The organism is Actinomadura violacea (assembly GCF_017573465.1).
Taxonomy (GTDB): Bacteria; Actinomycetota; Actinomycetes; order Streptosporangiales; family Streptosporangiaceae; genus Spirillospora; species Spirillospora violacea.
Window position 1 is genome coordinate 255,493 of record NZ_JAGEPF010000008.1, and the last position, 13,764, is coordinate 269,256.

General features: G+C 73.1%; 14 protein-coding genes. 4 read left to right on the forward strand and 10 right to left on the reverse strand.

Annotated elements, in window-relative coordinates; genetic code table 11:
* Positions 1–39: 39 nt before the first annotated feature.
* From J4709_RS14375 to J4709_RS14395, 5 genes are read right to left on the reverse strand one after another with little or no spacing between them, the layout of a single operon-like run.
* A complete protein-coding gene (locus tag J4709_RS14375; RefSeq protein ID WP_208240972.1) occupies positions 40–852 on the reverse strand; it encodes an SDR family NAD(P)-dependent oxidoreductase in 813 nt (270 codons plus the stop codon).
* Positions 845–1,306, reverse strand: a complete 462-nt coding sequence (locus J4709_RS14380; protein ID WP_208240973.1) for a nuclear transport factor 2 family protein — start codon at positions 1,304–1,306, stop codon at positions 845–847. Before J4709_RS14380 ends, J4709_RS14375 begins: the two co-directional genes overlap by 8 nt.
* Positions 1,303–2,184, reverse strand: coding sequence for an LLM class F420-dependent oxidoreductase (locus J4709_RS14385; protein WP_208240974.1), 882 nt, complete (start codon positions 2,182–2,184; stop codon positions 1,303–1,305). Before J4709_RS14385 ends, J4709_RS14380 begins: the two co-directional genes overlap by 4 nt.
* Positions 2,181–3,665: an FAD-dependent oxidoreductase gene (locus J4709_RS14390; protein WP_208240975.1), complete on the reverse strand. Its 1,485-nt coding sequence runs from the start codon at positions 3,663–3,665 to the stop codon at positions 2,181–2,183. The genes J4709_RS14385 and J4709_RS14390 overlap by 4 nt, the downstream gene beginning before the upstream one ends.
* Before the next feature lie 4 nt (positions 3,666–3,669).
* Positions 3,670–4,575, reverse strand: a complete 906-nt coding sequence (locus tag J4709_RS14395; protein WP_208240976.1) for a VOC family protein — start codon at positions 4,573–4,575, stop codon at positions 3,670–3,672.
* Between the two features lie 156 nt (positions 4,576–4,731).
* On the opposite strand from J4709_RS14395, the gene J4709_RS14400 reads away from it, so the two are divergent.
* Positions 4,732–5,568 carry an SDR family NAD(P)-dependent oxidoreductase gene (locus J4709_RS14400; protein WP_208240977.1) on the forward strand — a complete coding sequence of 279 codons (837 nt, stop codon included), beginning with the start codon at positions 4,732–4,734 and terminating at the stop codon, positions 5,566–5,568.
* Positions 5,569–5,626: 58 nt separating this feature from the next.
* Here J4709_RS14400 and J4709_RS14405 read toward each other — a convergent pair whose 3' ends face one another.
* The 4 genes from J4709_RS14405 to J4709_RS14420 are packed head-to-tail and all read right to left on the reverse strand — an operon-like array spanning position 5,627 to position 10,417.
* Positions 5,627–6,811 (reverse strand): acyl-CoA dehydrogenase family protein, encoded by a 1,185-nt coding sequence (locus tag J4709_RS14405; RefSeq protein ID WP_208240978.1) that lies wholly within the window; start codon positions 6,809–6,811, stop codon positions 5,627–5,629.
* Between the two features lie 20 nt (positions 6,812–6,831).
* Positions 6,832–7,857 carry a ferredoxin--NADP reductase gene (locus J4709_RS14410; protein WP_208240979.1) on the reverse strand — a complete coding sequence of 342 codons (1,026 nt, stop codon included), beginning with the start codon at positions 7,855–7,857 and terminating at the stop codon, positions 6,832–6,834.
* Complete coding sequence (locus J4709_RS14415) at positions 7,854–9,551, reverse strand: FAD-binding protein (RefSeq protein ID WP_208240980.1); 1,698 nt, start codon at positions 9,549–9,551, stop codon at positions 7,854–7,856. Before J4709_RS14415 ends, J4709_RS14410 begins: the two co-directional genes overlap by 4 nt.
* Positions 9,548–10,417 carry an alpha/beta fold hydrolase gene (locus tag J4709_RS14420; protein WP_208240981.1) on the reverse strand — a complete coding sequence of 290 codons (870 nt, stop codon included), beginning with the start codon at positions 10,415–10,417 and terminating at the stop codon, positions 9,548–9,550. The genes J4709_RS14415 and J4709_RS14420 overlap by 4 nt, the downstream gene beginning before the upstream one ends.
* Positions 10,418–10,653: 236 nt before the next feature.
* Here J4709_RS14420 and J4709_RS14425 point away from each other — a divergent pair, with 236 nt between their 5' ends.
* On the forward strand, positions 10,654–11,262 hold the full coding sequence (locus J4709_RS14425) for a flavin reductase family protein (RefSeq protein ID WP_208240982.1): 609 nt from the start codon (positions 10,654–10,656) through the stop codon (positions 11,260–11,262).
* Positions 11,263–11,281: 19 nt separating this feature from the next.
* On the opposite strand, the gene J4709_RS14430 is transcribed toward J4709_RS14425, so the two are convergent.
* Positions 11,282–12,178, reverse strand: a complete 897-nt coding sequence (locus J4709_RS14430) for an IclR family transcriptional regulator (protein WP_208240983.1) — start codon at positions 12,176–12,178, stop codon at positions 11,282–11,284.
* Between the two features lie 177 nt (positions 12,179–12,355).
* Between J4709_RS14430 and J4709_RS14435 the strand changes: the two genes are divergently transcribed.
* Both J4709_RS14435 and J4709_RS14440 read left to right on the forward strand, forming a co-directional pair.
* Entirely contained in the window at positions 12,356–13,231 is an 876-nt protein-coding gene (locus J4709_RS14435; RefSeq protein ID WP_208240984.1) for an LLM class F420-dependent oxidoreductase, read from the forward strand.
* Complete coding sequence (locus tag J4709_RS14440) at positions 13,228–13,722, forward strand: nuclear transport factor 2 family protein (RefSeq protein WP_208240985.1); 495 nt, start codon at positions 13,228–13,230, stop codon at positions 13,720–13,722. Before J4709_RS14435 ends, J4709_RS14440 begins: the two co-directional genes overlap by 4 nt.
* Positions 13,723–13,764: the final 42 nt, after the last annotated feature.

Below are 13,764 nucleotides of genomic sequence, written 5' to 3' on the forward strand. Positions count from 1 at the left end.
GCGGTTTTAAGGCCGACACGCCGCAACTCGACGTGGGGGTCAGGCGCGGTGGGGGCGGTTCGTCCAGCCCTGGTCGTCGGCGCGGACGAACCAGCCGGACGCGGCGAGCGTGCCGCCGTCGACCGGGATCGTGTGGCCGGTGACGAAGCGGGCGTCGTCGGAGGCGAGGAACGCGACGACGGCCGCGTAGTCGTCGGGTTCACCGAAGCGGGCGAGCGGGACCCAGGTGTGCTCCAGGCCCTCGTCGTAGCCGCGGCGCATCCACGCGACGGGGGTCTGCTCGGTGTTGGCGAGGTCGGGGGCGATCGCGTTGACGCGGACGCCGTGCCGGCCGGCCGCGACGGCGAGGCTGCGGGTGAACGCGGACACGCCCGCGTTGAACGCCGAGTACACCGGGTGCTGCGGGATGCCGCGGAACGCCTCGACGGTCGAGTTGTTGACGATGCTCCCCGACCCCTGCTCGATCATCGTGGGCAGCAGCGCGTGGGTGAGCTTGAAGACGTGCAGGAGGTTCAGCTCGTAGAGCCGCTGCCACTGGTCGGGCGTGCTGTCCTGGAACGAGGGGGCGGCGGGACGGAAGTCGCCGACGTTGTTGACCAGCACGTCCACGCGCCCGTGCTCCAGGGCGGCGGCCTTGACCCGCGCGACGGTGCCGTCCTCGACGATGTCGCCGATCACGGTGACGCAGCGGCCTCCGGCGGACTCGATGTCGCGGCGCGCGCGCTCGGCGGCGTCCGCGTCGATGTCGTTGAGGACGACGAGGTCCCCGGCGGCGGCGAGGCGGCGCGAGACCGCTCCCCCGATGCCGAGGGCCCCGCCGGTGACCACGCTGATCCGGGTGCCGTCAGGCATCGCGGCGCCTCCGCACGGGTCGGGTCTCGATCGAGTCGACGCGCTGCTCGCGGCGGGCGATCCGCCAGGCGCCGCCGTCGAGCCGGTAGGCGTCGGTGTAGCGGCAGTTCCACACCAGGTCAGACGTCCGGCCGTCGCGTTCGGTCAGGTGGTGGGCGACGCAGGCGATCTCGCCGGTGGCCGTGCCGGGCTCGGGGCCCGCGTCGAAGACCTGGCCGACGAGGGCGTGGAACGTGACCGGGATGGTGTTCAGCACCGCGAGCGTCGCGGTGATCTCCGCGCGCCCGGTGAAGGCGCGCACCGGGTCGAGCACGTCGGGCGCGGACGGCAGGACGAGCACCGCGTCCTCGGTGAACAGGCCCGCCATCGCGTCGATGTCGCGGCGGTCGGCGTGCAGGGCGTAGCGGGCGACCAGGTCGAGGAGCTCGACCCGGTCGCCGGTCCGCAGCGTCATGAGAGGCCGAGGCGCTCGGCGCAGGCGGACAGCTCGTCCTTCGCCTCGTTCAGGTCCGTCGTCACGGTCCCGCGCAGGACGAGCCGCCCCGCGCCGAGGTCGCCGAGCCGGCCCGCCTTCTCCGGCGTGACCGCCGACAGCGAATGGCCGAGGGTCAGCTCCAGCGCGTCCGGGTCGCGGCCGTTCTTCTCCGCCTCCTCGCGCATCAGCGCGACGAGGCCGCGCAGCTCGTCGCCGGCGACGCCGAGCGGCTGGAGGCCGTCACCGTAGCGGCCCGCGCGCCGCGCGGCGGCCTTGGTGTGGCCGCCGACGTGGATCGGCACGCCGCCCTCCTGGACCGGCTTCGGGTAGCTCATCGCGCCCTTGAACCGGAAGAACTCGCCGTCGTGCGACGCGCCCTCCGGCCCCGTCTCCGCCCACAGCTTCCGCAGCACCTGGAGCTGCTCGTCGCCGCGCCGGCCGCGCGAGTCGAAGTCGGCGCCGCACGCCTCGATCTCCTCGCGCATCCAGCCCATGCCGACGACCAGCCGCAGCCGCCCGCCCGACAGCGCGTCGATCGTCGCGAGCCGCTTGGCGAGCACCACCGGATGGTGGTTCGGCAGGACGAGCACGCCCGTGGCCAGCCCGATCCGGCTCGTCCGGCCGGCGAGGTACGCGAGCAGGTCCAGCGGATCGGGGATGTCCAGGTCGTCCGCCAGCTCCATCTTCCCCGAGCTGTCGTAGGGGTAGACGGAGGAGTAGCCGCTCGCCACCACCGCGTGCTCGACCGCGCCGACGGACTCGTAACCGCAGTCCTCGGCGTGCCGGACGTACTCGCCGATCCACGCGGGATCGGCGGTCACGCCCGCCGCGACCGGCAGCAGGACGGCGTACTTCATGCATTCTCCTTCTCGAGAGCGGCGGCGGCGCGTCCGGCGCGGCGGCCGAAGAACGTGCCGTCGCCCAGGGACGTCCCGCTGACATAGCCTTCGCCGTGCATGCCCGACGCGGCGCGGCCCGCCGCGTACAGGCCCGGCACCGGGTCGCCCGAGTTGTTCAGGACCTCGCCGTCGGCGGTGGTGTGCAGCCCGCCGAGCGTGAACCCGGACGCGCCGCTCGCCGGCCCGCCGGTGCCGCCGAAGAAGCCCGCGCCCGGGTCGATCGCCGCGAACGGCGGCCGCAGCGGCCGCAGCCACTTCGGGTCCTTGTGGAAGTAGGGGTCCTCGCCGTTGGCGGCGTGCCGGTTGTAGGTCTCGACCGTCGCCTCCAGCGCGCCGGGCGGCATGCCGAGCGACTCCTCCAGCTCGGCGAGGGTCTCGGCGGCGTGCTTCGGCAGCACGCCCCACCGGTCCGCCTCGGGGACGGACTCGTACCCCTCCTCGTCGATGATCGTCCAGTAGGGGCCGGGCTGGTCGCGGACCGCGTGGACGCTCCAGTGCCCCGGATAGACGTCCTCGTTGAGGAACCGGCGGCCCATCCCGTCGACGAGCATGCCGCGGCAGACCATCGCGGGGAGCGCGGTCAGCGCGATCTCGACCACGCCCATCCGCCGGGTCGCGGCGCCGATCGCCGCGGCCATCCGGATGCCGGAGCCGTCGTCGAGGCCGTCGCTGACCTTGCCGTGCCCGAGCAGGACGGGGGCGTGGTCGGCGAGCATCTCCTCGTTGTCGACGAACCCGCCGGTGGTGAGCACCACCGCGCGGCGCGCCCGGTAGGTGACCCGCTCGCCGTACTTGCGGGCGACGAGCCCGGCGACGCGCCCGTCCGCGTCCAGGACGAGGTTGGACGCCACGGTGTCGACGTGCGTGACGGCACCCGCGGCGGTCGCCGCCGCCGACAGCTTCTCCATCAGCACCGCGCCGCCGAACCCGCTCGCGGCCGGACGATGCCCGCGCGGCACGGGGCGGGCGACCGTGTTGTACGGCCAGGAGTTCTCGCCCAGCCACATCAGCCCGTCCTCCGACATGGGCATCCACGTCGGCTGGTCGTAGAAGCTGGGGTTGAACGTGACGCCGCACTCGCGGAACCACTCGAAGTGCCCGACGCTCCCGTCGCAGTACAGCCGGATCTTCGCGGTGTCGGCGTTCGGCCCGAGCGCCTTCACCAGGTAGGCGTACATGTTGTCGGGGTCGTCGTCGAACCCGCACGCCTTCTGCACCTCGGTGCCGCCGCCGAGGTACAGCTCGCCGCCGGACTGCGCCGACGACCCGCCGGGGCCGCTCGCCCGCTCCAGCACCAGCACGTCCGCGCCGGCGCGGGCGGCCTCGTAGGCCGCCGCCGCGCCCGCGCAGCCGAACCCGACGACGAGCACGTCGCACTCGTGGTCGAACGCGCCGATCCCGTCCGCCGGGACCGGCTCGACCGAGGACCGTGAGGTCACCGGCTCACTTCCCCGGCGGGACGAAGGCGGCCAGCGGCTCGGACCCGGACCAGTCGTGGCCCCAGTAGCTGTCCTTGGTGATCTCTTCGGCGGTGTAGTAGGTCTCGTCGACGAGCATGCCCTCGCAGCCGTACTCGATGTCCCAGCCGCCGGGGGCGCGCACGTAGAACGACACCATCTTGTCGTTGGTGTGCCGGCCGAGCGTGGAGGAGATCGAGAAGCCGCGCTCCTTGACCGCGTCGAGCGCGATGCCGACGGCGTCCAGGGAGTCGACCTCGACCATCAGGTGCACCAGGCCGGGCGCGCCGTCGTGCGGGGCGGGGCAGATCGCGGCGCTGTGGTGGCGCTGGTTGACGCCCATGAAGCGGATGCGGACGGGGCCGCCGACCTTCATCGCGCCGCGCGGCAGGAAGCCGAGCACCTCGTTGTAGAACGTGACGGTCTCGGCGAAGTTCGGGGTGGGCAGCACCACGTGGCCCATGCCCATCGCGCCGGTGACGAACTTCTGCGCGAACTTCGTCCGCAGCGGGCTGTGGTCCAGGACCGGGCCGAAGAACACCTCGACGGGGGTGCCGCCGGGGTCGGTGAACGCGATGGCCTCCTCGGCGTCGCGCGCGGTCGCCTCCTCCGCGGTCAGCACCGCCACGGCGGTGCCGGACTTCTCGACGGCCTCGCGGACGGCGGCGAGCGCGTACTGGTCGCGGACCTCCCAGCCGACGGCCAGCACCTTGTCGCTGTCGCCGGGCACCAGCTGCAGCCGGGACCGGCGCTCGTCCATGCGCAGGTAGAGGCCGTCGGGGTCGGGGCCTTCGCCCTCGGCGAAGCCGAGCCCCTCCAGGGCGAACTCGCGCCAGCGGTCGATGTGCTGGGTCTGGACCTTCAGATAGCCCAGCCCTCGGATGTGCGTCACTGTCCTCGGTCCCTTCGGTGGTCGGCCCGTGCGGCGGCGCGGCCGGCGCGGCGCCCGTTTCCGTCAACCTGCCAAATCCGGTGCCGCGCCGCGGAGACCTTCCCGCTCAGTGAGAGTCTTTCGGCGCCGGTCCGCCGCCCCTGCTTCGTTGGGCGCATGACGGAGACGAGGCAGGTGGCGGTGGTGACCGGGGCGAGCCGCGGGATCGGGCGGCGGGTGGCGCTGGCGCTCGCCGCCGCCGGGTACGACGTGGCGTTCACGGCGCGGACCGTCGAGGAGGGGCAGGGGCGGATACCGCCGCGCTACGGCGACGCCGGCGCGATCCCGGTGCCGGGCAGCCTGGCGCGGACGCGGGCGGAGATCGAGGCGCTCGGCGCGCGGGCGCTGCCCGTCCGGATGGACCTGCTCGACCGGGCGAGCGTGACGGCCGCCGCCGCGGCGGTGCTGGACGCGTGGGGCCGGGTGGACGTGCTGGTCAACAACGCGGTCGCACATCTCGCGGGCACCCACGAGCGGTTCCTCGACCTGGACGTGGACGTCGCGGAGCGCGTCATGGCCGGCAACTACCTGAACCAGATCGCGCTGATCCAGGCGGTGCTTCCGGCGATGCTGGACCAAGGCGGCGGGACGATCGTGAACCTGTGCTCGGGGTCGGCGACCAGCGACCCGCCGGGACCGCCCGGCGAGGGCGGCTGGGGCGTGGCGTACGCGGCGTCGAAAGCGGCGTTCGGCCGGCTCGCGGGCGCGGTCAACGCCGAGTACCGCGGCCGGGGGATCCGCGCGTTCAACCTCGACCCCGGGTTCGTGGTCACCGAGGCGGGCGCGGCGCGCGGCGGCCTCGGCACGCTGCAGGACGAGGGGTTCGAGGCGACGCCGGAGGAGGCGCCCGCCGCCGCCGTCGCCTGGCTCGTCGCCTCACCGGACGCCGACGCGTTCCTAGGCCGGGTGATCTGGACGCCGAAGCTCGTCGCCGACCGCGCCCTCCTCCGTTGAGTTGCGGCGTGTCGTCCTTAAGACGGCCTCCATAAGGCCGACACGCCGCAAGTCGACGTCAGATCATCGAGCGCATCGGGCCCTGCGGGGGCTCGATGTCCAGGTCGGTCAGCGCGGACACGTGGTACACCGAGCCGGGCACGTGGATGGCGTGCGCGAGGCCGACGTGCGCGTCCCGCCAGAACCGCTGGATCGGGTTGTCCAGCCGCATCGCGTTGCCGCCGGAGCGCACCACGATCTCGTTCATCGCGTGCGCGGCGCGCCACGCGGCGCGGACCTGGGTGCGGCGGCCCGCCGCCCGGTCGGCGAAGCTGATCTCCTCGCCCGCCGCGGTCCGGTCGTACATCCGCGAGCAGTTGTCCAGCAGCGCGGTCCGGGACGCCTTGATCTCCTCGGCGGCCTCGCTGATCGCGTACAGCACGTACGGGTCGTCCTTGATCCGGGTGCCGGTGATCTGGACGCGGTTGCGCTGGTAGGCGAGGTGGTGGGCGAGCGCGCCCTCGGCGATGCCGATCACCGCGGCGGTGATGCCGAGCGGGAACACGCAGGAGAACGGCATCAGGTAGGACGGGTTGGTCAGCCCCGCCTCGCGCGGCGCCGAGCCGTCCACGACCTTGTCGTACCAGAGCGTCCGGTAGGACGGGACGAACGCGTCCTTGACGATGATGTCCTTGCTGCCGGTGCCCTTGAGGCCGGCGACCTCCCAGGAGTCCTGGACGATCTCGTAGTCCGAGCGCGGCAGGATCAGGTGCAGCGACTTGGGCGGCTGCGCCATCTTGCCGTCCTCGTCGCCGAGCATCCCGCCGAGGAAGATCCAGTCGCAGTGGTCGGTGCCGGAGGAGAACTGCCAGCGGCCGTTGAAGATGTAGCCGCCGTCGACGGGCCGGGCGATGCCCATCGGCGCGTACGGGGAGGCGATCCAGGTGTCGGGGTCCTGGCCCCAGATCTCCTCCTGCACCTTCGGGTCGGCGTAGGCCATCTCCCACGGGTGGACGCCGACGATCCCGGCGACCCAGCCGGTCGAGCCGTCGAGGGAGGCGATCCCCATCACCGTCTCGGCGAACTCGCGGGGGTGCACCTCGAGCCCGCCGTGCGCGCGGGGCTGCAGCTGGCGGATCACACCGGCGTCGCGCAGCGCCTTGGCGGCCTGGTCGTCGAGCCGGCCGAGCGACTCGTTCGACGGGCCGAGCGCGCGGATCTCCTCCGCCCGCTCCATGATCGCGTCGAGCACGGGGTTCGTCATCAAGTCCTCCGATGTGTCCGTCAGCCGTCGTAGCTGATCCTGAGCCGGTCGCTGACCGGCCTCGCCTGGCAGGCGAGGATGAGGCCGTCGGCGAGATCCTGCTCGTCGAGGACCGAGTTGGCGTCGAGCGCGACCTCCCCTTCCAGCGCCACGCAGGCGCAGGCGGAGCAGTTGCCCTCCCGGCAGGAGAACGGGGCGTCGACGCCGGCGCGCAGCAGCGCGTCGAGCAGCAGCTGCGACTTCGGCCACGGCACCGTCTGCGTCTCGCCGTCGATCTCGACCTCGATCTCGGCGACGCCGGCCTCGTCGGCCTCGGTCGGCGGGTCGGCGTCCGGTTCCTCGAACGGGTCGCCGGTGAGCGAGAAGAACCGTTCGACGTTCACCCGCAGGCCGAGGCCGGTCAGCGCCGCCTCCGCCATGTCCATGAACAGGCCGGGTCCGCACACGAACGCCTCGCGGCCGGTGAAGTGCCGGGCGAGCGAGTGGAACGCGGCGGGCGTCGGCAGGCCCTGCACCGACTCCAGCCAGTGCACGACCGTGAGCCGCTCGCCGTGCTCCTCGGTGAGGGCGCGCAGCTCCCCGGCGAAGATCACCGAGCGTTCGTCGCGGTTGGCGTACAGCAGCGTGACGGTGCCGGTGCCGCCCGCGAGGACGGACTTGAGGATCGACATCACCGGGGTGATGCCGCTGCCGCCCGCGACGAGCAGCAGGTCCCCGTCGAGGGAGTGCGGGGTGAACGTGCCGGCGGGCCGCAGCACCTCCAGCACGTCGCCCGCGGCGACGTTGTCGCAGATCCAGTTGGACCCGATCCCCTCGGCGACCCGCTTCACCGTCACCTTGAGCCGCTCGTCGCAGACGGGCGAGCTGCACAGCGAGTACGAGCGCGCGACCCAGCCGTCGCCGGCGGGCACCCGGACCGTGAGGAACTGGCCGGGCCGGTACTGGAACCGACCCTCCTCGCCCTCCGCGGGTTCCAGGACGAGCGAGTTCGCGTCGGGCGTCTCCCGGACGACCTCGACGACGCGCGCCTTGAGCGATGCGGTCATGCCCGTCCCGACGCCTTCTCTCCGCCCGCCGCGATGAGGCCGGCGGCGTGCCGCGCCGCGATGTAGCCGAACACGATGGACGGGCCGATGGTCGCGCCGGGCCCGGCGTACTCGTTGCCCATCACCGACGACGACGAGTTGCCCGTGACGTAGAGCCCGTCGATCACCGAGCCGTCCTCGCGCAGCACGCGGGCGTGCTCGTCGCAGACGAGGCCGCCCTTGGTGCCGAGGTCGCCGACCTCCAGCCGGAACGCGTGGTACGGCGCGGTCTCCAGCGGGTCGAGGTTCGGGTTCTTCAGGTTCGGGTCGCCGTAGTAGTGGTCGTAGGCGGAGTCGCCGCGGCCGAAGTCGGGGTCCTTGCCGTCGCGGGCGTAGCCGTTGAAGGTGCGGACGGTCTCCTCCAGCGCGTCCGCGGGGACGCCGATCTTCTCGGCCAGCTCCTTGAGGGAGTCGGCCTTGAAGGCGATGCCCTTGTCGTAGAACGCCTTCGGGATGGGCGCGCCGGGCAGGATCTGCGCGAACGGGTAGCGCGCGCGGGCCTTGGCGTCCATCACGAACCAGGCCGGGACGTGCCCGCCTTCGAGCTGGTCGTGGACGAAGTTGACGTAGGGGGCGGCCTCGTTGGTGAACCGCCTGCCCTCCGCGTTCACGATGACCTGCCGCGGGATGGCGCGCTCGGACACCAGCGGGATCACCGCGCCGAGCGGGTGCCGGACGGCCGGCATCCACCAGGCGTCGTCCATCAGGTCGATGGCGGCGCCGAGGCCCTCGCCGGCGCGGATGCCGTCGCCGGTGTTCTCGCGGGCGCCCATGGCGAAGTCCTCCTGGCCGCCCTTGGGCAGGTACTTGTCCCGCATGTCCTGGTTGTGGTCGAACCCGCCGGTCGCCAGCAGGACGCCCTTGGTGCCGCGGATCCGCAGCGTCTTGCCGTCGCGGGTCTGCGCGACGATCCCGATCACGCGGCCGTCGGCGTCGGTGACCAGCTCGGTCATCGCGGTCTTCAGCCACAGCGGGACGCCGGCGTCCTTCAGCGCCATGCGCAGCCGGGCGGCGAGCGCGCGCCCGCCGGTCGCCATGTGCCGGCGGCGGACCATGTTGGACGACACGCGCCACGCCGCGACCAGCGACGCGCGGCGGCCCGCCCACGTCCGCTTGGCCATCGCGAGGTCGTGGTAGTCCTTCGCGGTCACCCAGAGCCCGAGCGGGCCCTTCATGTTGTTGGGCCGCTGGTACTGCTCGTCCTCGCCGAGCTTGCGGGTGTCGAACGGCTTGGCCTCGATGGACCGGCCGAGCGGCCGCCCGCCCTCCAGCTCGGGGTGGTAGTCGGCGTAGCCCTTCGTCCAGAAGAACCTCATCCACTTGCTGCGGCAGATGAGCTCCATGGCGGCGGGGCCGTTGTCGACGTAGGCGTCGAGCCGGGCCGCGGGGACCTTGCCCTCGGTGAGCAGGTCGAGGTAGCGGCGGATCGACGCGCGGCTGTCGTCGTGCCCGCGGGCCTTGAGGGTCGGGTTGTTCGGGATCCAGATGCCGCCGCCGGACAGCGCGGTGGACCCGCCGAACTTCTTGCCCTTCTCGATGACCAGCGCCTTCAGCCCGGCGTCGTGCGCGGTGAGCGCGGCGGCCATGCCGCCGCCGCCGCTGCCGACGATGACCAGGTCGTATTCGCCGTCCCAGCCGGCGTCGCCGCCGCTCACGACTCGTCCTTGCGGGTCAGGAAGGCCAGCACGGCACTCTCCCAGGCCGCCTTCTGCTCGATCATCACCCAGTGCCCGCAGTTCGGGAAGATGTTGACCTGCACGTTCGGGATCGTCCGCATCGGGACGAGCATCATGTCGACGGGGCTGACCCGGTCGTCGCGCCCCCAGGTGATGAGGGTCTCGGCCTTCAGCCGGTGCAGCATCGCCCAGTAGGGCGGCTGGTCGGAGGCGGCCTGCGCCTTGAAGTTCGCGGTCATCGCGGCCGTGGAGTACATCCGGCGCGCGGCGGCGAGCGTCTCGGGGTCGGTGGCCTGCTGCCAGCGCTCCTCGATGAGCTCCTCGGTGACGACCCTCGGGTTGAAGACCATGGAGTGCAGCCACCGGATCAGCCGCTCGCGGGTCGGGTCGTCGGTGAACTCCATCAGCAGCTTGATGCCCTCGCCGGGGCCGGGGCTGAAGATGTTGCGGCCGATCCCGCCGATGGTGACCAGCCGGCGCACCCGGTCGGGGTGCGCGAGCGCCATCTGGGCGCCGACGATGCCGCCCATGGAGTTGCCGATCACGTCGACCTGCTCCAGGCCGAGCCCGTCCAGGAAGCGGACCGCGGCGCCGGACGCGGCGAGCATGGGGTGCTGGTCGGTCGGGTCGCTCACGCCGAAGCCGGGGAACTCCAGCACCAGGCAGCGGAAGTGCTCGGCGAACCGCGCGAGGTTGCCGCGGAAGTTGCGCCAGCCCGTCACGCCGGGGCCCGAGCCGTGCAGCATCAGCAGCGGCGGTCCGTCGCCGGCCTCGTGATAGCGCAGGACGCCCTGGTCCGTGGCGAGTTCGCGCAAGGTCGACTCGTAGGTCAGCTCCGTGGGCATGTTCTCAGTCCTTCTGGGTGGCTTGCCGGAAACCTAACGGGCGTTTGGTCGAGATCGTCCAGTGCATTCCCGATCAGCGGGACGTTCGCGGGAGGGGCGCCGCGGGGGCCCTCTTGACGGCCGGTGCGGCGCGGGCTTCCACTCATTGGGATCCGGGGGCCCGCGCGGCGCCGCGCGTGCCTACGTTCCGGTGCATCGAGACCGGCGACAGTCTTCGGAAGCCGCGAGGTGACTTCATGCCAGCAGAGCCAGCGCTCACCGCAGAGCCCGCAGGGAACTCCGGGGCCGCAGGGCCCGCGGACTCCCCCGACCCCCTGGAGTTCCGGCGGGCGATGGCGGAGTTCGCCACCGGCGTCACCGTGGTGACCGCGATCGACGGGGACGAGCCCGTCGGGTTCGCGTGCCAGTCGTTCGCGTCGGTGTCGCTCGAACCGCCGCTGATCCTGTTCTGCGCGGACCGGCGCGGCCGGTCGTGGCCGCGGATCCGCTCCGCCGGCCGGTTCTGCGTGAACGTCCTCGGCGAGGACCAGGCGGACCTGTGCGCGCGGTTCGGGTCGAGCCGCGGCCTGAAGTACGAGGGCCTGGAGTGGGACCTGTCCCCGCACGGCACCCCGCAGCTGCGGGACGTCCTGCTGAACGTGCACGCGGAGGTGCACGCCGTGCACGAGGCCGGCGACCACGACGTGGTGATCGGACGGGTGCTGTCGGTCCGGGTGCACGAGGCGCCGGGCGCGGTGTGGCGCCGCCCGATGCTCTTCTTCCGCAGCCGGTTCGGGGTGCACCCGCCGGAGGTGCCGTTCGCCCCGGACCCGTGGGGCGAGGGCGACCGCTGGGGCTGGGGCTGAGTTCACCGGGACGCGCGGGTCACATCCAGTCGCCGCGGCCGTCCACGGCGAGCAGCCGGTTCATGGTGGCGGCGGACCAGGTGTGCGCGGGGACGGGCCGGTCGGCGTGCGCGCGGCGGGTGCGGCCGCCGGGGCGTCCCGCCGCCGCCGAGCCGGGGAACAGCACCTGCGCGGTCTCGCGGGCGGCGGTGACGACGAGCGGCGCGACGTTCTCCAGCGGCGTGTGGATGTCGCCGACCAGCGAGATCCCCGCGACGGGGCCCTCGGCGCCGCGGATCGCGACGGCGACGCAGGCGATGCCGGGGAAGGACTCGCCGCGCTCGAACGCCAGGCCGCGGCGCTGCCGGACGCGGTGCAGCTCCTGGTGCAGGGTGCCGAGCTCGCCGATGGTGCGGCTGGTCAGCCGGGTGATCCCGGTGCCGAGCAGCGCGTCGACCTGCTCGGGCTCCAGCCAGGCGAGCATCGCCTTGCCGAGCGCGGTGGAGTGCGCGGGGGCGCGGCCGCCGACCCGGGACGGCACGGAGGCGGCGAGCCGCCCGCCGAGCTTGTCCAGGTAGAAGACCTCGGCGCCGTCCAGCACCGCGAGGTGCGCGACGAGCCCGGTGGTGACCTGGAGCTCGTGCAGGTAGGGCGCGGCGGCCTCGCGGATCTTGCCGTGCCCGCCGTCCTGGCCGCCGAGGCCGAGGGCGCGCTGGCCGAGGCCGTAGCCGAAGGAGTGGTGGGCGAGCCAGCGCTGGCGGACGAGCTGGTCGAGGATTCGGTGCGCGGTGGAGCGCGGCAGCCCGGTGCGGCGGGCGACGTCCTCCAGCGTGAGCCGGGCGGACGGTCCGTTGAAGGCGTCGAGGATCAGCGTCATCCGCTCGATCATCGAGGGCGGCGCATCGCGCCGCTCGGGCGCGGCCAGGGTCTCGGTCATCGCACCTCCCGGGAACACGACTGAAATGAATTCTTGTTGAGTGGAATCTAGCAAGTCCTGGCGTGGACCGAAAGGGGTAGCGTCAGGCCAGGTCACGCAGGAGCAGCGGGGAAACGCCCGGAGCGCCGACGACGGCGGGGCCGCGAGTAGAACGTTTTTCTGTCGAGAGGGGACGCGATGCATGTCGGCATCGTCACGCCGGTGGTGGCCCAGCCGCCGCTCGGGCACGCCGGCTGGGAGCGGGACGCCGGCATCGAGGAGATCGGCCGGATCGCCGAGACCGCCGACCGGCTCGGCTACCACCACCTGACCTGCAGCGAGCACGTCGCGGTGCCGGTCGAGGCGGCCGAGCAGCGCGGCGGCGTGTACTGGGACCCGCTCGCCACGTTCGGCTACCTCGCCGCCCGCACCGCCCGGATCCGGCTGGCCACCCAGGTGCTCGTGCTCGGCTACCACCACCCGCTCGCGATCGCCAAGCGGTACGGCACGCTCGACCGGGTCAGCGGCGGGCGGCTCACGCTCGGGCTCGGCGTCGGCAGCCTGGAGGAGGAGTTCGACCTGCTCGGCGCCCCCTTCGCGGGACGCGGCGCGCGCGCGGACGACGCCATCGCCGCGCTACGGGCGTCCCTGGCGAAGCGCGTGCCGGAGTACCACGGCGAGCACTACGACTTCTCCGGCATGGTCGTCGAACCGCACGCCGTGCAGGAGCACGTCCCGTTCTGGATCGGCGGCCGCACCGCCCGGTCTCTGCGCCGCGCGCTCGCCGCCGACGGATGGGTGCCGTTCGGGCTGCCCCTGGCGCAGCTCGCCGAGATGCTGGCGGAGGCCGACGTCCCGGCCGGCTTCGACGTGGTGCTCGCCCCGTCCCGCCCGCTGGACCCGATCGGCGACGCCGAGGGCGCGGGCAAGGCCCTCGTCCGGCTGCGGGAGGCGGGCGCGACCGTCGCGGGCGTCCGCATCACGGCGGAGTCGGCGGCGCACTACTGCGAGCAGCTCGCCGCGCTCCGCGACCTCGCCGGCACCTACGACCTGACCTTTGGAGACATCCTGTGACCGACGTCGAGACCCGGCTCGCCGCGCTTGAGGGCCGGCTGCGCGCGCTGGAGGACGAGCGGGAGATCACCCGGCTGATCCTGTCCTACGGGCCGCTCGTCGACAGCGGCTGCGCCGAGGCCGTCGCCGGGCTGTGGGACGAGGACGGCGTGTACGACGTGGACGAGCTGATGATGGACGGCCGTCCCGCGATCGACGCGATGGTCCGCTCCGGCAACCACCAGCGCTGGATCGCGGGCGGCTGCGCGCACTTCGTCGGGCCGCCGCACGTCACCGTGTCCGGCGACGAGGCCACCGCCGTCGGCTACACGCTGATGATCGTGAACCAGGACGGCGGCTTCACGCTGCGCCGCGCGACCGCCAACCACTGGACGCTGCACCGCACGCCGGAGGGCTGGAGCGTCACCAACCGGACGAACCGCGTGCTGGACGGCCGGCGGGAGTCCCCCGACCTGCTCGCCTCGCACTTCCCGGAAGCCGAGCGCGTCTGAACCGGAACCGCCGTGGCGCCCCCGGACGCGGGGCGCCACGGC